This is a genomic window from Fundicoccus ignavus (genome assembly GCF_009659375.1).
GTDB lineage: Bacteria > Bacillota > Bacilli > Lactobacillales > Aerococcaceae > Fundicoccus > Fundicoccus ignavus.
Genome location: NZ_WJQT01000008.1, coordinates 51,940 through 71,590 on the forward strand (window position 1 = coordinate 51,940; position 19,651 = coordinate 71,590).

A 19,651-nucleotide genomic window follows, 5' to 3' on the forward strand; every position below is an offset into this window, starting at 1 on the left:
GCAAACGGCTTTTTTTCAATATAAGATATTATAAGTTTTATGTTGATTTATCAAGCTTTGTACTACGTTCAGCTGATTGTTTTCCAATGCGGAGGTCGCTTTCAAAGCCTCACTGACGTCCGTGCTTTTCCAGCTCAATCGTCTAGGGTGTGTCTAATTCGCTGCGCTCAAAGTCACACCAAGCTACGCCGATTACCCTTTGTACCGCTATGGAAAACAATTAGCTGATCTACGTTAAATATTCCAACAAAAGTAAAATGATATAATCAAATTATACTGCTAAACAGAATTTAAAATCCTTGAACTCGTCTGAGGTTTTCTGATTTATAATAACGAAGAACATAACTCGGCTACTCAGGTTTCAAGTGATTGTTTATGGTAAGCAACGCCTAGATGTGATACCATTATTGGAGTAAAGTGACCTGATAAATAAGAAAACTACGGAGGTAGCATTATGGAAACAAGTGTTACAGTAAAAGAATTAGTGACGACTTTAGATATCGAGATTTTACATGGGGCTGAGTTTGAAAAACGCCCCATTGTATCAAGTGAAGTCTCACGACCAGGATTAGTTTTAACGGGATATAAAGATTTTTATCCGCATGAACGTATTCAATTAATTGGACGTACAGAAATTTCCTATATAAATTCAAAAACCGCAGAAGAGCGGATTGAAATCTTCAAAATGCTTTGCCATAAAAATACACCAGCCATTGTCATTTCGAGAGGAATTGAAGTGCCAGCTGAATTAATTCCATTAACGGAAGTGTTAGGTATTCCGATTTTAGGTTCACGTTCTAAAACGAGTCGTGTATTAGCCAATATTACGAACTTTTTAGAAGGTAAATTAGCAGAACGCCTATCTAAACACGGCGTTTTTGTCGAAGTATTTGGGATGGGGGTTTTACTAGTCGGTTCAAGTGGTGTTGGTAAATCGGAGACGGCTTTAGAGCTCATTCAAAGAGGGCACCGTTTGATATCAGATGACCGTGTTGATTTGTATATGATTGATGAATTGACGTTAATTGGTGAAGCGCCAGAAATCTTACAAAATCTATTAGAGATTCGTGGTTTAGGAATTATTGATGTGATGAGCTTGTATGGTGTTGCGGCGATTCGTCGTTCTAAGAAGCTAGAGGTGATTATTGATTTAGTCATTGACGATGGGACGGTAGAATACGACCGTCTAGGCTCGAAGAAAGAATTCGAACAAGTTTTTGAAGTACAAGTTCCCAAAATACGAATCCCCGTAAAAACAGGACGTAACTTGGCCGCAATTGTTGAGTCGGCTGCAATGAATTTCCGTGCAAATTCAATGGGTTATAATGCGACTGATGCTTTTAACAAGAAACTCGACCGTCTGATTACGCAAAATCGTGAGGAGTAAACGCAGTGAAATTTTTATTAATTGGCAACCTTTTAGCAACGATTGATCGTGTAGCTTTTGAAATAGGCGGCTGGCCAGTGCATTGGTATGGTATCATTATGGGCCTGTGTATTGCGATTGGTTATATCGTTTTCAGCCGTGAAGGTAAACGTAAAGGCATCGATGAAGACACATTATTTAATTTCTTATTCTGGATGGTGATTATTGGTTATTTAGGCGCTCGTTTGTATTATGTGGCCTTTAAATTAGATTATTACTTAGTAAATCCTGAACAAATTTTGATGATTTGGCAAGGTGGGATTGCGATTTATGGTGGTATCATTGCGGGATCTCTAACACTTTATGTGATGAGTAAAAGGAGTCAAATAAATCCAGTCCTAATGTTTGATATTACGGCACCGGCAATTATGCTGGCACAAGCGATTGGGCGTTGGGGGAATTTTATGAATCAAGAAGCTTACGGTGGCGTTGTATCGCGTAGCTTTCTTGAGCAGTTGTACCTGCCGGAATTTATGATTCAACAAATGTATATTAATGGTGAATACCATCACCCGACATTTCTGTATGAGTCGGTTTGGAACTTATTAGGATTTATCTTGCTTCTCCTATTCAGAAGAAGAAAGCAATTTTTCCGCCAAGGCGAAGTGGCAGCCAGCTACCTGATTTGGTATGGCGTTGGGCGTGCGGTTATTGAAGGCATGCGTACCGACAGTCTATACTTAGGACCATTACGTGTTTCGCAATGGTTATCAATAGTGCTAGTTGTCGTGAGTATCGGTTTTGTGGTTTACCGCCGCAAACAAAGTTTTCCTGAGGTTCCATATTACGAGGAAGAAACAAGCAGTTTATAAGAATTAGGAGTGAACAGGTGAAAGTTGCAGTATTAGGGGCTGGTTCTTGGGGAACCGCCTTAGCGAAAGTATTGGCTGAAAATGACCATGAAGTTTATTTGTGGGGGCGTAATGCAAGTCAAATCCAACAAATAAATGACACACAGATCAATCAGAAATATTTGCCTGACACAGTGCTTCCTGAAAGTATCATGGCAACGACTGATATGACAGTTGCATTGCATGAGGCACGTATGATTTTGATCGTTGTACCAACGAGCGCAATTCGCCAAACAATGGCAAATTTAAATGATTTGCTCGTTAATGAATCGCAACCGATTATTGTACATGCGACCAAAGGTTTGGAACAAGAGACTAAATTGAGAATTAGTGAAGTCATGGAAGAGGTCTTAAAGCCAGAACTTTATGAAGCTTTAGCTGTTCTATCTGGTCCAAGTCATGCGGAAGAGGTAGCGCGTCAAGACATTACAACCGTGACAGTTGCAAGTCATTCTTTAACCGCTGCCCAAATAGTTCAAGACGTCTTCATGAATAGATACTTCCGTGTTTATACGAATACGGATGTGATTGGCGTAGAATTAGGCGCCGCATTAAAAAATATTATTGCGTTAGGTGCAGGCTTGATTGAAGAATTGGGTTATGGTGATAATGCGAAAGCGGCGTTAATTACACGTGGCTTGGCTGAAATTAGTCGCCTTGGTGTGAGAATGGGCGCTGATCCTTTAACGTTTATTGGCTTAAGTGGTGTTGGTGATTTAATTGTAACGTGTACGAGTCCGCATTCACGAAATTGGCGTGCAGGTCGTCTGATCGCACAAGGTTTAGCTAGAGAAGAAATATTTGAGAAAGTTCAAATGGTCGTCGAAGGTATTCTGACTTGTAAGGCAGCTTATGAGCTGGCTAAGGAGCATGAGATTGAGATGCCGATTACCGAAGCGCTCTATCATCGTCTGTATGAAAATGCATCAGTAGCAGAGAGTTTAGAGGCTTTAATGATGCGCGAAGGTAAGCAAGAAGTATCTTTACAAAAGCATCTTGAACAAGAATAGTCGAATCATTAAGTTTGATACAAGAGACTAGTCAAAAGAATAATATTTTGGTATAATTATTCTAACGAACATTTGAACGAGGAGTGAAGAAGTTTGACAGTAGAAATAAATAAAGAACGTATTGAAGCAGATGTAGTAGTAATTGGAGCGGGACCTGGCGGTTTAACGGCAGCTTTATACGCTTCACGTGCGAATTTAAAAACGATTTTATTAGAGAAGGGTGCACCTGGTGGTGAGTTAATTAACACAGCGGACGTTGAAAACTACCCAGGTTACTCTTTAATTGGTGGACCGGAATTAGCAACTAATATGTACGAAGGTGCGATGCGCTTTGGTGCCGAGCATGTGTACGGGGATGTAACCCATATTGAAATTCATGGAAATGAAAGACATATCCATACAAGTGATAAAGTTTATGTTGCATCAGCAGTTGTGATTGCCACAGGTGCCTATAATCGTAAATTAGCTGTTGAAGGTGAAGAACGTTTAGCTGGACAAGGTGTTTCTTACTGTGCGGTATGTGATGGTTTCTTTTTCCGTAATAAAAACTTAGTTGTAGTAGGTGGCGGAGACTCGGCTGTTGAAGAAGGTACATATTTAACTAACTTTGCAGATAAAGTAACGATTGTTCACCGTCGTGATGAGTTACGCGCACAGAAAATTCTTCAAGATCGCGCGTTTGCCAATGAGAAAGTAGATTTCATTTGGGATACTGTGGTTGAAGAGGTTAAGGGCGAGAATGCGGTTAACGCTGTTCAATTACGTAACATCAAAACAAATGAAGTGACAGACTTCGCAGCAGATGGTGTCTTTGTTTATGTTGGAATCGTACCAAATTCGGCAGTCGTTGCTGACTTAGGTGTGACGGATGAAGAAGGTTGGATCGTAACAAACGAGAAGATGGAAACATCTGTACCTGGTATTTATGCGGTAGGTGACGTACGTAAAACTGTTTTACGTCAAATCGCGACAGCTGTAGGTGACGGAAGTATTGCTGGCCACATGGCTTACCAATACATCGAGTCTTTAAAAGATTAAGTGTTAATAGCCTCGCATTCATTGAGTTGAGTGTGAGGTTTTTTTGCGTACGCTCTCCTGCTTGGTTTGCCAAGACGGTGGTCGCTTTCAAAGCCTCACTGGCGTTCGTGCTTTTCCAGCTCAATCGGCTAGGCTCTGCCTAATTCGCTTTGCTCATAGTCAGAGCAAGCTGTGCCGATTGCCCTTAATACCGCTATAGGCAAATCAACCAGTTGAGCTACGCAAGATGGCTTAAATGAAACGCTTGAAGAAATATGTCGAAAAATTTCTTAAGCAGTTACTGGATTCAGTTCAATGTTTAAACTCGCGGTTTGAGTTTGAACATTGAGTGCTTCAATCATCAAACTCAGATTCTGAGTTAGCACATTGAACAGAAATCATCACCTGTAGGGTGATATACAATGCGTTATTTGCACTTAAATGTTCAATTTTCACCGAGATTAATTGATAAATCTGACTAAATCCAATTCAATGTTTAAACTCGCGGTTTGAGTTTGAACATTGAGTGCTTCAATCATCAAACTCAGATTTCGAGTTAGCACATTGATTAGAAATCATCACCTGTAGGGTGATGTACAATGCGTTATTTGCACTTAAATGTTCAATTTTCACCGAGATTAATTGATAAATCTGGCTAAATCCAATTCAATGTTTAAACTCGCGGTTTGAGTTTGAACATTGAGTGCTTCAATCATCAAACTCGGATTCCGAGTTAACACATTGACCAGAAATCATCACCTGGAGGGTGATGTCCAATGCGTTATTTGCTCTTGGAAGTTAAATTTTTACCGAAATTAATTGATAAATCTGGCTAAATCTAGTTCAATGTTTAAACTCGCGGTTTGAGTTTGAACATTGAGTGCTTCAATCATCAAAATCAGATTCCGAGTTAGCACATTGACCAGAAATTATCACCTGGAGGGTGATGTCCAATGCGTTATTTGCTCTTGAAAGTTAAATTTTTACCGAAATTAATTGATAAATCTGGCTAAATCTAGTTCAATGTTTAAACTCGCGGTTTGAGTTTGAACATTGAGTGCTTCAATCATCAAAATCAGATTCTGAGTTAGCACATTGAATCAGAAACATCATTTTGACCTGTGAAACTGTGAGTTTCTGTTGAAAATTCAATTGACTGAATCAGTTCTGCAAGCTGCTGATAAAAATTTTTTTTAAGCGGAATAGTTGATTTGGTAGCGTTTTTGAATGGTGTGGGGGAATATTTTGGCTGAGATTTAAAGATTTAGTATGAAAATACGTAAAAATTGGTAAAAAATGTTATAATGAAAACGATAAATAGAAAGGTGGCGAAGAATAATGGAATGGCGCGAAACTTATGAATTATGGCAAAATTTCGAAGGTTTAGATGCAATCTTAAAAGAAGAATTAGCAAATAATAAGGATGAAGAATTATTAAAGGATTCCTTTGGGGCTAGCTTGAGCTTTGGTACAGCTGGAATGCGTGGTGTATTGGGTGCAGGACCAAACCGCATGAATATTTATACAGTTAGACAAGCAACAGAAGGTTTAGCTACTTTAATAGAGCAAAGTGGAGAGGAAGCGAAGCGTCGTGGCGTTGCGATTGCTTACGACTCTAGACATTATTCGCCAGAGTTTGCGATGGAAGCTGCGATGGTATTAGGTAAACATAACATCAAGAGTTATGTGTATGAAAGTTTAAGACCGACTCCGGTATTATCGTTTGCAGTTAGACATTTGAATGCTTTTGCAGGAATTATGATTACAGCGAGTCACAACCCCGCTGAGTATAATGGTTATAAAGTTTATGGTGCAGATGGTGGGCAAATGCCGCCAGAGGATGCAGATAACTTAACGAAATTTGTAAGAGCTGTTGAAAATCCATTAACAGTTGAGGTTGGAGATAAGACGGAATTATTAGGTAATGGGACGATCGATATTATTGGCGACCGCGTCGATGAGGCTTATTTAGAAGAAATCAAGGCTGTTACGGTAGATCAAGCGTTGGTTAACGAAATGAGCGATAAAGTGAACATCGTCTTCACACCTTTACATGGAACAGGTATGTATTTAGGGATGAAAGCTTTAGAACAAGCTGGTTTCAAATCTGTTCACGTTGTGGAAGAGCAAGCAAAAGCTGACGGTGATTTCCCAACAGTTGCTTCTCCAAACCCTGAATCGGAAGAAGCCTTTGATTTAGCAGAACAACTAGCTCGTTCAGTTGAAGCGGACATCTTGTTAGCAACCGATCCGGATGCTGACCGTTTAGGTGCAATGATCCGTACGGCTTCCGGTGATTATCAGTTATTAACAGGGAACCAAATTGCGTCAATTATGTTGGACTATATTCTAAATGCACGTCAAGCGCAAGGCGACTTGCCAGCGAATGGTGTAGCGATTAAATCAATGGTTTCAACGAACTTGGCTGATGCAATTGTTCAAAGTTATGGCTTAGAAATGGTTGAAGTGTTAACTGGTTTCAAATTTATCGCTGAGAAAATTCAACAGTACGAAGAAACTGGCGCTCACACATTCCTAATGGGCTTCGAAGAAAGTTACGGTTACTTAATCAAGCCATTTGTTCGTGACAAAGATGCCATTCAAGCGTTGGTTGTCTTAGCTGAATTGACAGCTTATCACAAGAAACACGGCCGTACTTTAGGTGATGCTTTACAAGCAATGTATGATAAATATGGTTATTTCTACGAGAAGACCATTTCACTATCATTCCCAGGTTTATCTGGTGCGGAACAAATGAAACAAATCATGCATACAATCCGTACAGAAGGTATCGCAGACATGGGTGGTTTGAAAGTTGAGACAGCTGCAGACTACTTAGCAGGGAGCTTAACTTATGCGGATGGTAAAGAGAGTAAATTAACTTACCCAAGCTCGGATGCTTTGAAATATGTCTTAGAAGACGGTAGCTGGGTTGCTTTTAGACCAAGTGGCACGGAGCCTAAGATTAAACTTTACTTAGGGGTTCAAGGTGAATCGCAAGCTGAAGTTGAAGCAAAGGCAACGAAAATTGAAGCAGATATCCGCAACTTAACTAAATAATTTAGAGAATATTAAACTCAGTCAGATTGCTTACAGCGAGTGACTGAGTTTTTTTGCGATTAAAGAACAATCCTTAGCCAAAATACTATTCAAGATAATCGTCATATAATAGTATTAATATCTAAAGCTTGGAGTAATGAATTAATAGGATAAGATGTGGTATACTGAGACTACAGAAATTATCAGAAACGAGGCGAATAAGATGTCAGATACTTTAGAATTAGTCATTATTACAGGAATGAGTGGGGCTGGTAAAACAGTAGCGGTCCAAAGTTTTGAGGACCTAGGTTTTTACTGTATTGATAATATGCCACCAACCTTATTGCCAACGTTCTGGGAGTTAGTGAAGGAATCAGGGAAAATTACGAAAATCGCCCTGGTAATTGACTTGCGTACTCGTGACTTCTTTAATGAATTAGAGAATATTATTGGAACTCTAGATAATACACAATTTATTACGACACGTGTTTTATTCCTCGAAGCGAGTGATGAAGCACTAGTGTCGCGTTACAAAGAATCAAGACGTAGTCATCCTTTAGCTAATGAAGGACGTGTATTAGAAGGTATCCAAAAAGAACGTGCTTTACTACATGATTTAAGAACGCGTGCACAAATTGTTGTCGACACGACCGATAAAACACCGAGAGAGTTACGTACATTTATTACGCAACAATTCTCTTCTATTGAACATAATACCTTCCATATCGAAGTTGTTTCATTTGGTTTTAAATATGGTGCGCCCATCGATGCAGATGTGATGATGGATGTGCGCTTCTTGCCGAATCCTCATTATGTGCCAGAATTAAGACCGCAAACAGGTCAAGATCCAGAAGTGTATGAGTATGTCATGAAACAACCTGAAACGGAAGAGTTTTATACGAAATTTATTGATTTAATTGAGTACTGTTTACCAGGCTATAAACGCGAAGGTAAATCGAGCGTTACGATTGCGATTGGCTGTACAGGAGGCCAACACCGTTCTGTCGCATTGGCTGAAAGAATTACAACTCGCTTAAGAAGTGATCAATATACGGTGAATGTCTCTCACCGTGATCAACATAAACGAAAAGAGTCTACAACACGCTCATGATGGAAGAGAATCTACCTAAAAGCCGCTACAATGTAGCGGTAATCGGTGGTGGAACAGGTTTACCTGTTATTTTAAAGGGCTTAAAAAAACTAGATGCCAATATCTCGGCTGTAATCACAGTTGCTGATGATGGTGGCAGCAGCGGCGCCATTAGAGACTATATTAATGTTGTGCCTCCTGGTGATATACGAAATTGTATGTGTGCCCTTTCGGATGCTGATCCGACTTTAATTGAGCTATTTCAATATCGTTTTAATACGGATGATGATTTTCTTGCTGGCCATGCGATAGGGAATCTCCTAATTGCTGCGTTGAAAGAAATGAAAGGTTCCATGAGTGAAGCAATCGATTTTTTATCACGCTTTATGAAAATAAGAGGCCAAATTTTACCAGCTGCTCCAGAAGCGTTAGTGTTGAATGCCTTGTTTGAAGATGGAACAATTGCGATTGGTGAATCAAAAATTGCCCATCACCGTAAGAAAATTCAAGAAGTCATTGTGACCACAACTTCAGGAGACGAAGCGGTTAAAGCGTCACCGCGTGTGGTGGATGCAATTCTTGAAGCGGATTTAATAGTTCTTGGTCCAGGTAGCTTATATACAAGTATTCTGCCTAACTTAATGGTTAAAGAAATTGGTGAGGCGCTCTTGAAGACAGATGCAGAGGTTGTCTATATTTGTAATATTATGACGCAGTTGGGTGAGACAGAAAACTTTACAGATTCTGATCACGTTGAAGTACTGCATCAACATTTAGGTGCTTGCTTTGTCGATACAGTCTTAGTGAATACGACTGAAGTACCGCGAGATTATATTCTGACACAACCTAATGAAGAGTATTTATTACAAGTAAAACATGATTTTAAAGGCTTAAGAAATGCGGGTTGTCGCGTAATTTCAAGTGAATTTTTAAGCATGAAACAGGGTGGTGCTTATCATGATACAGATCGTGTGGTGGAAGAATTAGGACATATTCTTAACACTACTAAACTGCATCGTAAGAATGCCTCTGATGTGAATGTTTATTAAAAATAGGAGGTGACGTTGGTGACTTTTGCTTCTGACGTCAAAAAAGAATGCACGCTTTTAGAAGTGCACATAGAACATGCTAAAGCCGAACTAGCTGCCCTTATTCGTATGAATGGGGCTGTTAGTTTGTATCAACAACGATTTATACTGAATGTGCAAAGTGAAAATGCTGCGATTGCGCGTCGTATTTATAGTTTATTGAAGGATCATTATAAGATAGAAGGCGAACTCATTGTCCGCCGCAAGATGAAGTTGAAAAAAAATAATGTCTATATAGTTCGTTGTCGTCAAGGGGTGCGCGAATTATTGTTGGATTTGGATATTTTTGATGGTTTGTCGATCATCACAAATGTTTCAAAAGAAATTATGCAAGATAATCAGAAAAAACGCTCATATTTAAGAGGAGCTTTCTTAGCGGGGGGATCGGTGAATAATCCGGAAGCTAGCAGCTATCACTTAGAAATCTATTCGAACTACGAAAATCATAATGACGACTTGTGTCAGATTATGAATGATTTTGATTTGAATGCTAAGACAGTGGTACGTCGTAATGGTTTTATTACGTACATTAAAGAAGCGGAGAAAATATCTGAATTTCTAGCGGTTGTTGGCGCTAACCGTGCAATGTTGAAATTTGAAGATATTCGAATTGTGCGCGATATGCGTAACTCAGTCAATCGCTTGGTAAATATGGAGAATGCCAATTTAAACAAAACCATTGATGCGGCTCAACGTCAATTAGAGGCAATACGGTTGATTGAAGCGACCCATGGATTAGCAGTGTTACCAGAGAAGTTACAGGTGATGGCACGTTTCCGTTTGGAGAATCCTGATTTAAGCTTAAAGGAGTTAGGCGAACAAGTGCCTGGCGGACCGATTTCGAAATCGGGTGTTAATCATCGTCTAAGAAAAATAGTGGAAACAGCGGAGCGAATTTCTGAAGGAGATTCTTAATTTTTTGTTAAGAATTAATTTTTGACACATTTTTTCGACCTTTTTTACGTATTTAATAGTAGTACAAAAAAAGGAGTGGAAAACTATGAATCAAGCTGTTTTCGTTGGTCGTTTATGTCGGGATATGTCATTGCGGAAAATTGGTGAAGATCATCGGGTCTTAAATAATACAATTGCGATTAATCGGCCACATCGTGATCGTAATGGCGAAACAGTGACGGATTATATTCCGATTGTTGTGTGGGACCATTTAGCCGATTTACTGCATAATAACGTTCAGAAAGGCTCTCAAATTAGTGTTTCTGGTCTTATGCAAAGTCGTAATTATGTAAACAAGGAAGGCTTAACTGTTTATGTAGTTGAATGTTTAGTAACTGAAGTGACATTAATTGACCGCAAGAATAAGGTGACTGAGGACAAAACTGTAGCAGGCACTAAACCTTCTCCAACTGAGGTGGCAACTCAAGCCCATGCCGTAACGAGCGCCTAAATTTATCGACTAACGAACAACGATTTTCTGCAGACCAAGCAGGAAATCGTTGTTTTTGTCTTGGAATAAGATTTTTGGTCGTATTTTGACCATAGTTTATTCAATCTTTTTGAGTGTGATTATTGTATAATAGGGATGTAGCTGTCTATTAGGACAGAACTGTTAAATGAGGAGGTATTTCGATGAGAATTTTAATGATTGAAGATAATGAGTCTGTATGTGAAATGATGTCGATGTTTTTCGAAAAAGAAGAGTTTGAGGCAGCTTTTCATCATGATGGGGCTGAAGGTTTCGAGGCTTATAAGGCATCACCTGCTGAATGGGATATTGTCGTTTTAGATTTGAATTTACCATCAATGGATGGGATGACAATTTGTCGAAAAATGCGTGAAATATCAAAGGAAACGCCTATTATTATGTTAACAGCCCAAGACTCAGAAAGTGATCAAGTGATTGGTTTAGAAATGGGTGCCGACGATTATGTGACGAAACCATTTAGTCCGCTAACTTTATTGGCTCGTATGAAAGCCTTACATCGTCGTGCGCAAATTGTGCCAACGGAAGTAGAAGTGGATGCGGATGCTGCTTTCAATGTAGAAGCGGGTACGGTGAAAATTAATACCGTTACACGTGAAGCTTACTATCAAAATCAAGCAATTGAGAATTTGACGCCCAAAGAATTTGATTTATTAGTCATGTTTGCTAAAAATCCGAAACGAGTTTTTAGCCGTGATCAACTATTAAAGAGTATTTGGGAAGATCCATTTTATGGAGATGAGCGAACCGTTGATGCGCATATTAAGAAATTACGTCAGAAAATTGAAGTGGTTGGTCCACAGTTAATTCAAACTGTTTGGGGTGTCGGTTATAAATTTGAGGATCCAGGTGAAAGTTAATGAAGTTTCTCTGGCAACAAATTTTAGGCTTTTTATTAGTGATCATCACAGCCTTAGCGATTAGTGCTTACCGAATTTCAAATTATATGACAACGGAGATTTTCAAAGAGCGTGAAGCGCAATTGTTGCAATATGGAAATAATATAGTATCGAATAATTTTACACGTCCAGACTTAGTGCGGGCGTCTCAACTGCTTGAAAGTGAAAATATTGTCATTCAAGTCTACTTGGATGATGGGCGAATTATTTATCCAACTTATGATCAGCGTTTCAGTTCCAACTTGAGCGATATAGATTTGAAACGTATTGCGGAAGGTGCGAGTTTAGGACTTCAATATGCCCAACGTTTTGTGGATCCTGAGACGCAACTTCAGATGACAACTGTATATATTCCATTGCAACAGAATGAAGTAGCGGGTTTTCCAGCTGGTTTCATTAGTTTGGGTGCACCATTAGAGTCTCTAGAAGAGCAGATTGCTCAATCGCAAAATCATATATTGATTTCATTTATTATTGCGACCATTGTCGGCATTATTATGAGTGTTTTCTATGCGATTTTCCAAACGCGGAAAATTAAGAAACTACAACAAGCTACTAGAGAAATTGCTTCGGGTAACTATGAAGTAATTGTTGATACAGGAAGCGCTGATGAATTTGGTGATTTAGCACGTGACTTCGACGTCATGTCAGAATCCTTACGTAATTCTCAGGAAGAAATTAAGCGCCAAGAGAATTTACGTCGTCAATTTATGATGGATGCGGCACATGAGATGCGTACCCCGCTGACAACAATGAGTGGACTCTTAGAAGGTTTGCAGTACGATATGATTCCTGAAGCTCAACGAGGACGTAGTTTGGAATTAATCAGCAAAGAGACAAAGCGTCTAACACGTTTAGTTAATGAGAATCTTGACTATGAAAAAATACGTAGTCGTCAAATCACGTTGAAAAAACAAGTATTGAATGGTGTTTCGTTATTAACGCAAATTAAAGAACAACTGAATGTAAAGGCTGAACAGAAAAATAATCAGATTATCGTACAAGCTCATCCGGATTTAGAAATTTGGGCAGACTATGACCGAATTGTTCAGATCTTGATTAATTTAGTCACGAATGCGATTCAATTTTCGCAAGATAGTGAGATTATTTTAGTAGGCACGATGAGCAAAACACAGACAATTCTGAAAGTGATTGATGAGGGAATCGGGATTGATACTAAGCAAATTGAAAGTATTTGGGAAAGATTTTATAAAGTAGACGTGTCTCGTAAGAATACTCAATTTGGCGAATCTGGTATCGGTTTAGCGGTTGTTCATTCGTTAGTTGAAGCGCATGAAGGAACCATTGAAGTAGAAAGTGAATTGGGTCATGGCTCAACCTTTATTATTAAATTACCTTGTAAATTAACGGAAGATTCAGATGATATGGCAACGTAAAGCGCGCTATTTATCGCAAAAGTTATTAATTTTTACTAAGAAATGCCTTATAAAGCAAAATATACTACCCAAATCACTAATTAATGTGTTAGTATATGAAATGGTGTAAATACGATATTTACGATGTAAATCCATACTAAAAAAGGAGCAACGAGCTAGATGAGTAATAAAGTGAAAGTTTTAGTGATCGCAGCGTTAGTCGTTATCTTAGTCGCTGTACTAAATTTATATACATTCTTAGAATCGAGTTCAAAAACTGATCGTCCGACAGTTACGAACAATATGAGTCAAACAGTTCAAAAGAAAATTGCAGATTTATATATTGATGAAGAAACAGGTTTTATCCAAGAAGATATTACTGAAGAATATGTAGAGAGCTTAAGAACTGAAATTGATGATTTAAATGAGTCAACTTTAGATAAGAACGTTTTAAATCGTCAGTTAGACGAAATCGTTCACCGTGTTGAAGCGAAAGAAGCTGTTAATGGATTCTATCCTGAAGAAACGCCAGCGATTAAAGCGAATCAAGTAGCTGAGAACCTATCTTTCAAAGAAGGTTTAACAATTGAACAGATAGAAGAAGCAAAAGAAAAATATTACTTCGTTTTAGAAGAAGCGGAAGAAGCAACGAATACTGTTTCTACTAAAGTAGAAGAAGTTGAAGAAGAAGTAGAGGCTTTAGATGACTTCCAAACTGCCATTAACGCACATATTGATTATGCATTAAAAGGATTTGATGCTTATGAAACAGCGAAGAAAGCATTAGAAGAAGTAAAAGCTTTACCAATCGAAGATGGACAAATTGGTACAATTGCGCAAGCAATGGCAAAATTTGAAACAGCTATTGAATTAGTAGAAGCTGGTTCAGCTAAAGATGAATTAACACAAGCAGCGGATGAATATGTAGCAGGTTTTATTGTTGTGATGCAAGAATTAACCGCAACAATTCCTCAATACTATGATTTAGCCTTAACTGCAGTTGAACCATCATCTTTATTAACAGCAGCTATGTTAGCGAATGTTGAATTATTAAATCCTGTAGAAGAAAGTTCAGAAGAGTCTTCTGAGCAAGAAGTGATTATTGAAGAAGAGTGGTCTCAAGATACAACGACACCTACAGCTCCAGTAACACCGCCAGCAATACCGTCGTTACCAGAACAACCAGAACAGCCGGAACAACCAGAACAGCCGGAACAACCAGAACAGCCGGAACAACCAGAACAGCCGGAACAACCGGAACAGCCAGAGCAACCGGAACAACCAGAAGTTCCAAATGCTTCAGATGAAACAGGGGCTAATAGTTAATTCAACTCAAATCAATAATTAAAAACCAAGCGTACCCAATCGAAGTGAGCAACATATTGCTATGTGCTTAACGATTGTGGTACGCTTTTTCTAATGAAGAAATAGAACCGAAAATAGAAGCATTCTAATATAAAGAAGACAGAAATTTTTATTACAAAGGAGACATTATGCGTACAATTGTATACATCGCACATCCAGATGTGACCAAATCGAGCAGCCATCAGTTCCTCTTGAGCTCCGGCCAAGCAAATACAGAAGTGGTCTATGTTAATTTAAATCAAGAATATCAAGCTCAAAATGGAAGCTTTGATAGTCAAGCGGAGCGTAAGCGTTTAATGGAATTTGACCGAATTATTTTTCAATTTCAACTTTACTGGTATCAAGCCCCAGCCATTATGAAAATTTGGCTTGACGCTATTTTTGATACTGAAGTGGGTAATGCCGCTTTTCAGCAAAGTTTACATGGTAAACAGCTAGGATTAGTTGTATTAGCAGGTGTGAAGGCAGAGCATTATCAAGCGGGTGGTCGCGAGGGGCGAACACTTTCAGAATTACTCTCACCTTATGAATTATTGGCTAGACATTTTGGCATGCATTATTTAATGCCTTTCACCGTTCACCAATTCCATTATATGGATGAGCCGCAAAAATTTTCACTTATGATGCGGTATGCTTGTTTCTTAGAAACGGGAGAGGCGAGCAGCTTTAGAAACTTGCAGTACTATATTCTGAATAAATTAGAGAATTTAAGTGATGATGAATTAGAATTGTCAGCCACAGATCAATTATTAATGGATATGTTTATTAATGAGTTACAGGATCAAGCGGATGACTTAGATGAATTGACAGATATTAATGAAGCATGGTAAAGGAGGATTCAGATGACGAATTGGCAAACAGATATCATCCCTAAATGGCTAGAAGAAGCAAAGACCTATCCAACGAAAGCGCTATTGTATATGGCAGGAGAGGTCTACGCAGAACAAGCTCGTCGCCTTGAAACTGAAAAGGGAAAATTAGATGGAATGATGTGGAGTCCAGAACAATGGAACAAAATATAACAATAAATGTTATATTAGTAACGAAATAATTAAATATTTCTAAGAATTTCATTTGACATTCTCATTGAAATGGATTACATTTTATATTAGAAAAACTAATGTTGTGACAAAGAGTTAGCCGTCGGCGTCAGAACATCAGTATAAAATGTTAGGAGGAATTTCATGAAAAAATTTCTGAAAAAAGCTGTATTATTAGGTGCTGCATTATTAGCATTTAGCCCAATCGCTGAATTATCAGCAGCAACTGTTGCTGCACAAGAAGAACAAGTCTTAAACTTAGCAATCGGTTCTGAGCCACCAACCATTGACCCTGCTCTTGCAACAGATTCAACTTCAGGTGCGATTATTAAAAACGTATTTGAAGGTTTAACAGCAATGAATAACGAAGGCGAAGTTTTACCAGCTGCTGCTGAATCATGGGAAGTAAGTGAAGATGGCTTAACGTATACTTTTACATTACGTGATGGTAACGTATGGTCAAACGGCGACCCTGTAACTGCAAGTGATTTTGAATTTGCCTGGAAACGTGTTTTAAACCCAGAAACAGCTTCTCAATACGCTTCAATTTTATACGTAATTGAAGGCGCAGAAGCATATAACGCTGGTGAAGGTGAAGCGGACGCTGTAGGTGTTACTGCAGTTGACGAGAAAACTTTAGAAGTTAAATTAGCTAACCCTACTTCATACTTCTTAGAGTTAACAGCATTCTATACTTATATGCCAGTTCACCAAGCAACTGTTGAAGCAGATGCTAACTGGGCATTAGACGCTGGTGATGCTTATGTATCAAACGGACCATTCTCATTACAAGAGTGGGCACACAGCAGCCACTATGTATTAGTGAAAAGTGATAGCTACTGGGATGCAGAAAATGTTGCTTTAGACACAGTTAATGTTCAAATTATCGAAGCTGAGTCAACTGCTAACGCTGAGTTCCAAGCTGGTGGTATTGACTACTTAGGTTCACCATACAGCACTGTTTCTTTAGACGCGATTGACTTATATAAAGCGAATGAAGAATTAAACGTAGCACCATATGCTGCAATTTACTGGTACAAATTGAACACAACTGATGAAGTAACATCTAATGTTAACATCCGTAAAGCTTTAGCTTTAGCAATTGACCGTCAAGGTTTAGTAGACAACATCACTAAAGGTGGGCAACTACCAGCTTTAGGATTAGTTCCTCCAACAATTGATGGATTTGAAGATGACCGTGGTTACTTTGCAGATGCTGACTACGATGCAGCGAAAGAATACTTAGCTACTGGTTTAGAAGAGTTAGGTTTAGCTGACGCTAGCGAATTAACAATCAACATCTCAATCAACACAAGTGAAGCTCACTCTACAATTGCTCAATTCATTCAAGAAGGATGGGCACAAAACTTAGGAATCAATGTTAATATTGATAACACTGAGTGGCAAGTATACTTAGAACGTCTAAACGTATTAGACTACCAAGTTGCTCGTTTGGGTTGGATTGCTGACTACAACGACGCGTCTTCATTCTTAGATATGTATCGTACAGCTGATGCAGGTAACAACGATACTGGCTGGGAAAATGAAGAGTTCAAATCATTAATCGATCAAGCATCTGCTGAACAAGACCCTGCAGTAAGAACTGACTTACTATTACAAGCAGAAGCAATCATAGTTGATGCAATGCCAGTTATCCCACTTTACTACTATACTAACTTATACGTAGTACATGATCATGTTGAAAACATGTCGCCAGACGCATTAGGTAACATTAACCTTAAAGATGTATCAATTTCTTCTGGTGAATAATATTTGCTAACAAAGAGAGCTTATTCATTTGAGTAAGCTCTCTTTTATTGTAAAGAGAGAATCTTAATCATTTACTTGTCTTTAAATTATTGTCAACAAAGCATTAGAATCGGATAAGAGGTTGACATTGATAGTGAAATAGGCTAAATTTTACTAAGTGATTTATTATGTGACATCGATTAGGATGATATGAAAAATTTCATATTTCGGTTGATTAAATTAAAAGTAGTTAATAGTAAAACTTATTAAATGCTTACTTTAGAAACTGAAGTTATTGTTGATTTTATTTAATTTATAGCAAACTCATGTTATCTCTAAAGCTGTTCCGTAGGAGCGGTTTTTTGATGTCTTTATATACAAGGAGGACACAATGACAAAATATGTACTACATCGACTTATTCACATTGCGATTGCATTGTTCTTTATTGTGACAGCTACTTTCTTCTTAATGAGGTTAGCGCCAGGTAACCCATTTGCAAGTGAGCAAACCGTCATGACTCAAGCAATTCAAGATCAACTGAATGAGCAATATGGATTAAATAACCCATGGTACGATCAATACTGGGATTATTTAAAAAACGTCGTTCAATTTAACTTTGGTGAATCAATGAAATACCGTGGTCGTTCAACGAATGACATGATTTTTGAATCATTCCCAGTTTCTTTAGCCTTAGGTGGACAAGCGTTATTAATCGCTGTTGGGGGAGGAATCCTTCTAGGAGTGGTTTCTGCCATGAACCATAACCGAGCTGGAGATTATATTTCAACAATTATTGCGGTATTGGGTATTTCTATTCCGTCATTTGTTTTAGCTGGATTATTACAATATAGTCTAGGTTTAAAATTAGGTTGGTTCCCAATTAGTGGTTGGAGAGATGCAGCAAGTACTGTATTACCTTCGATTGCATTAGGAATTAGTTATATGGGGAATATAGCTAAAATGACACGTTCTAGTTTACTTGAGCAGAATACCTCTGAGTATGTAAAACTAGCAAGAGCCAAAGGTTTAAAACGTTGGGCAGTTGTGTTTAAACACTCGCTACGTAATGCTTTATTGCCAGTAGTTTCTTATTTAGGACCATTAACAGCAGGAATTTTAACCGGTAGTTTTGTTATTGAAAACGTCTTTGCTATTCCAGGCTTAGGACGTCACTTTGTCACAAGTATCAATAACCGTGACTATACTGTTATCATGGGTACGACAGTATTCTATGCGATTTTATTATTGTTCGCAGTTTTAATTGTGGATATTCTTTATGTATTAATTGACCCAAGAATCAAATTGGAAGGAGCTGACAACTAAACATGCAAGAACATGAAGTATTAAATGCAGAGGATTTTAGAATTGTCGGCGTTAAAGAAGATGAAACTGATGTCTTGAGTGAGAAAACAATCTCATTCTGGGGCGAAGTTTTCAGAACCTTTATCCGAAATAAATTAGCAATTTTTGGCTTAATTCTATTAATCATTATTTTCTTAATGGCTATTTTTGTACCGGTATTCTCACCGTATTCATTTAGTGAGCAAACAGGACTTTACAATGCGCCACCTAGTATGACCAACTGGTTTGGTACAGATAACTTAGGGCGTGACATCTTTGTTAGAGCTTGGTACGGAGCACGAATCTCTCTATTAATTGGTTTATCAGCAGCTGCAATTGACGTTGTGATTGGTGTCCTTTACGGTAGTGTGGCTGGAGTTATTGGTGGTAATACTGATAATTTCATGATGCGTATTTGTGATATTTTAACAGCGATTCCTAACTTATTAGTTGTTATCATGTTATTAGTTGTAATGGAACAAGGTTTATTAACAATGATCATCGCTTTATCAATTACAGGTTGGGTTAGAATGGCTCGTATTGTACGTGGTGAAGTATTGCAAATTAAAAACCAAGAGTATGTTTTAGCTGCTCGTACATTGGGAGCTAACACGAACCATTTAATTTTCAAACATTTAATTCCAAACGCAATGGGATCTATTATTGTAACGATGACGTTAACAATTCCGGGAGCAATCTTTAGTGAAGCTTTCTTAAGTTATATCGGTTTAGGTGTAACACCACCAACAGCTAGTTGGGGTACAATGGCTTCAGAAGGTAATGAAGCTATTTTAACAGCGCCTTGGCGATTAATTTTCCCAGCTATATTAATTTCAGTGACAATCTTTGCATTTAATGCAGTAGGTGACGGTTTGCGTGACGCACTCGATCCAAAATTACGTAAGTAGGAGGAAAGAA

The 19,651-nt window shown here is 38.3% G+C and carries 17 protein-coding genes; all 17 read left to right on the plus strand.

The genetic code is table 11. From position 1 onward, the window contains the following. The first annotated feature begins 454 nt into the window (after positions 1-454). The 17 genes from hprK to GF867_RS07085 all read left to right on the plus strand — a co-directional run bounded on the left by hprK (position 455) and on the right by GF867_RS07085 (position 19,641). Positions 455-1,387, plus strand: a complete 933-nt coding sequence (gene hprK / locus GF867_RS07005) for an HPr(Ser) kinase/phosphatase (RefSeq protein WP_153832393.1) — start codon at positions 455-457, stop codon at positions 1,385-1,387. A 5-nt stretch (positions 1,388-1,392) separates the two neighbouring features. Then, positions 1,393-2,238 carry a prolipoprotein diacylglyceryl transferase gene (gene lgt, locus GF867_RS07010; RefSeq protein ID WP_436718602.1) on the plus strand — a complete coding sequence of 282 codons (846 nt, stop codon included), beginning with the start codon at positions 1,393-1,395 and terminating at the stop codon, positions 2,236-2,238. A 17-nt stretch (positions 2,239-2,255) separates the two neighbouring features. Further along, the gene (locus tag GF867_RS07015) at positions 2,256-3,287 is read left to right on the plus strand and encodes an NAD(P)H-dependent glycerol-3-phosphate dehydrogenase (protein ID WP_366927784.1); all 1,032 of its coding nucleotides are present in this window, start codon (positions 2,256-2,258) and stop codon (positions 3,285-3,287) included. A 93-nt stretch (positions 3,288-3,380) separates the two neighbouring features. Further along, positions 3,381-4,325, plus strand: a complete 945-nt coding sequence (gene trxB / locus GF867_RS07020) for a thioredoxin-disulfide reductase (RefSeq protein ID WP_153832394.1) — start codon at positions 3,381-3,383, stop codon at positions 4,323-4,325. Between the two features lie 1,317 nt (positions 4,326-5,642). Continuing rightward, positions 5,643-7,364, plus strand: a complete 1,722-nt coding sequence (locus tag GF867_RS07025) for a phospho-sugar mutase (RefSeq protein WP_153832395.1) — start codon at positions 5,643-5,645, stop codon at positions 7,362-7,364. A gap of 202 nt (positions 7,365-7,566) precedes the next feature. Then, on the plus strand, positions 7,567-8,454 hold the full coding sequence (gene rapZ / locus GF867_RS07030) for an RNase adapter RapZ (RefSeq protein ID WP_153832396.1): 888 nt from the start codon (positions 7,567-7,569) through the stop codon (positions 8,452-8,454). Continuing rightward, a complete protein-coding gene (locus GF867_RS07035) occupies positions 8,454-9,482 on the plus strand; it encodes a gluconeogenesis factor YvcK family protein (RefSeq protein WP_153832444.1) in 1,029 nt (342 codons plus the stop codon). Before rapZ ends, GF867_RS07035 begins: the two co-directional genes overlap by 1 nt. Positions 9,483-9,500: 18 nt before the next feature. Continuing rightward, entirely contained in the window at positions 9,501-10,436 is a 936-nt protein-coding gene (gene whiA / locus GF867_RS07040) for a DNA-binding protein WhiA (protein WP_311453931.1), read from the plus strand. A gap of 85 nt (positions 10,437-10,521) precedes the next feature. After that, positions 10,522-10,926, plus strand: coding sequence for a single-stranded DNA-binding protein (locus GF867_RS07045; RefSeq protein WP_153832398.1), 405 nt, complete (start codon positions 10,522-10,524; stop codon positions 10,924-10,926). Positions 10,927-11,108: 182 nt separating this feature from the next. Further along, positions 11,109-11,822, plus strand: a complete 714-nt coding sequence (locus GF867_RS07050; RefSeq protein WP_153832399.1) for a response regulator transcription factor — start codon at positions 11,109-11,111, stop codon at positions 11,820-11,822. Next, positions 11,822-13,258, plus strand: a complete 1,437-nt coding sequence (locus GF867_RS07055) for an ATP-binding protein (RefSeq protein ID WP_153832400.1) — start codon at positions 11,822-11,824, stop codon at positions 13,256-13,258. Before GF867_RS07050 ends, GF867_RS07055 begins: the two co-directional genes overlap by 1 nt. A 159-nt stretch (positions 13,259-13,417) precedes the next feature. Beyond that, entirely contained in the window at positions 13,418-14,563 is a 1,146-nt protein-coding gene (locus tag GF867_RS13835) for a cell division site-positioning protein MapZ family protein (protein ID WP_216650279.1), read from the plus strand. 167 nt (positions 14,564-14,730) lie between these two features. Beyond that, positions 14,731-15,432 (plus strand): NAD(P)H-dependent oxidoreductase, encoded by a 702-nt coding sequence (locus GF867_RS07065; RefSeq protein WP_153832401.1) that lies wholly within the window; start codon positions 14,731-14,733, stop codon positions 15,430-15,432. A gap of 12 nt (positions 15,433-15,444) precedes the next feature. Then, on the plus strand, positions 15,445-15,624 hold the full coding sequence (locus GF867_RS07070; RefSeq protein WP_153832402.1) for a hypothetical protein: 180 nt from the start codon (positions 15,445-15,447) through the stop codon (positions 15,622-15,624). 162 nt (positions 15,625-15,786) lie between these two features. Continuing rightward, the gene (locus GF867_RS07075; RefSeq protein WP_153832403.1) at positions 15,787-17,412 is read left to right on the plus strand and encodes a peptide ABC transporter substrate-binding protein; all 1,626 of its coding nucleotides are present in this window, start codon (positions 15,787-15,789) and stop codon (positions 17,410-17,412) included. Positions 17,413-17,782: 370 nt separating this feature from the next. Further along, entirely contained in the window at positions 17,783-18,715 is a 933-nt protein-coding gene (locus tag GF867_RS07080; protein WP_153832404.1) for an ABC transporter permease, read from the plus strand. A gap of 2 nt (positions 18,716-18,717) precedes the next feature. After that, the gene (locus tag GF867_RS07085) at positions 18,718-19,641 is read left to right on the plus strand and encodes an ABC transporter permease (RefSeq protein ID WP_153832405.1); all 924 of its coding nucleotides are present in this window, start codon (positions 18,718-18,720) and stop codon (positions 19,639-19,641) included. Positions 19,642-19,651 lie beyond the last annotated feature (10 nt).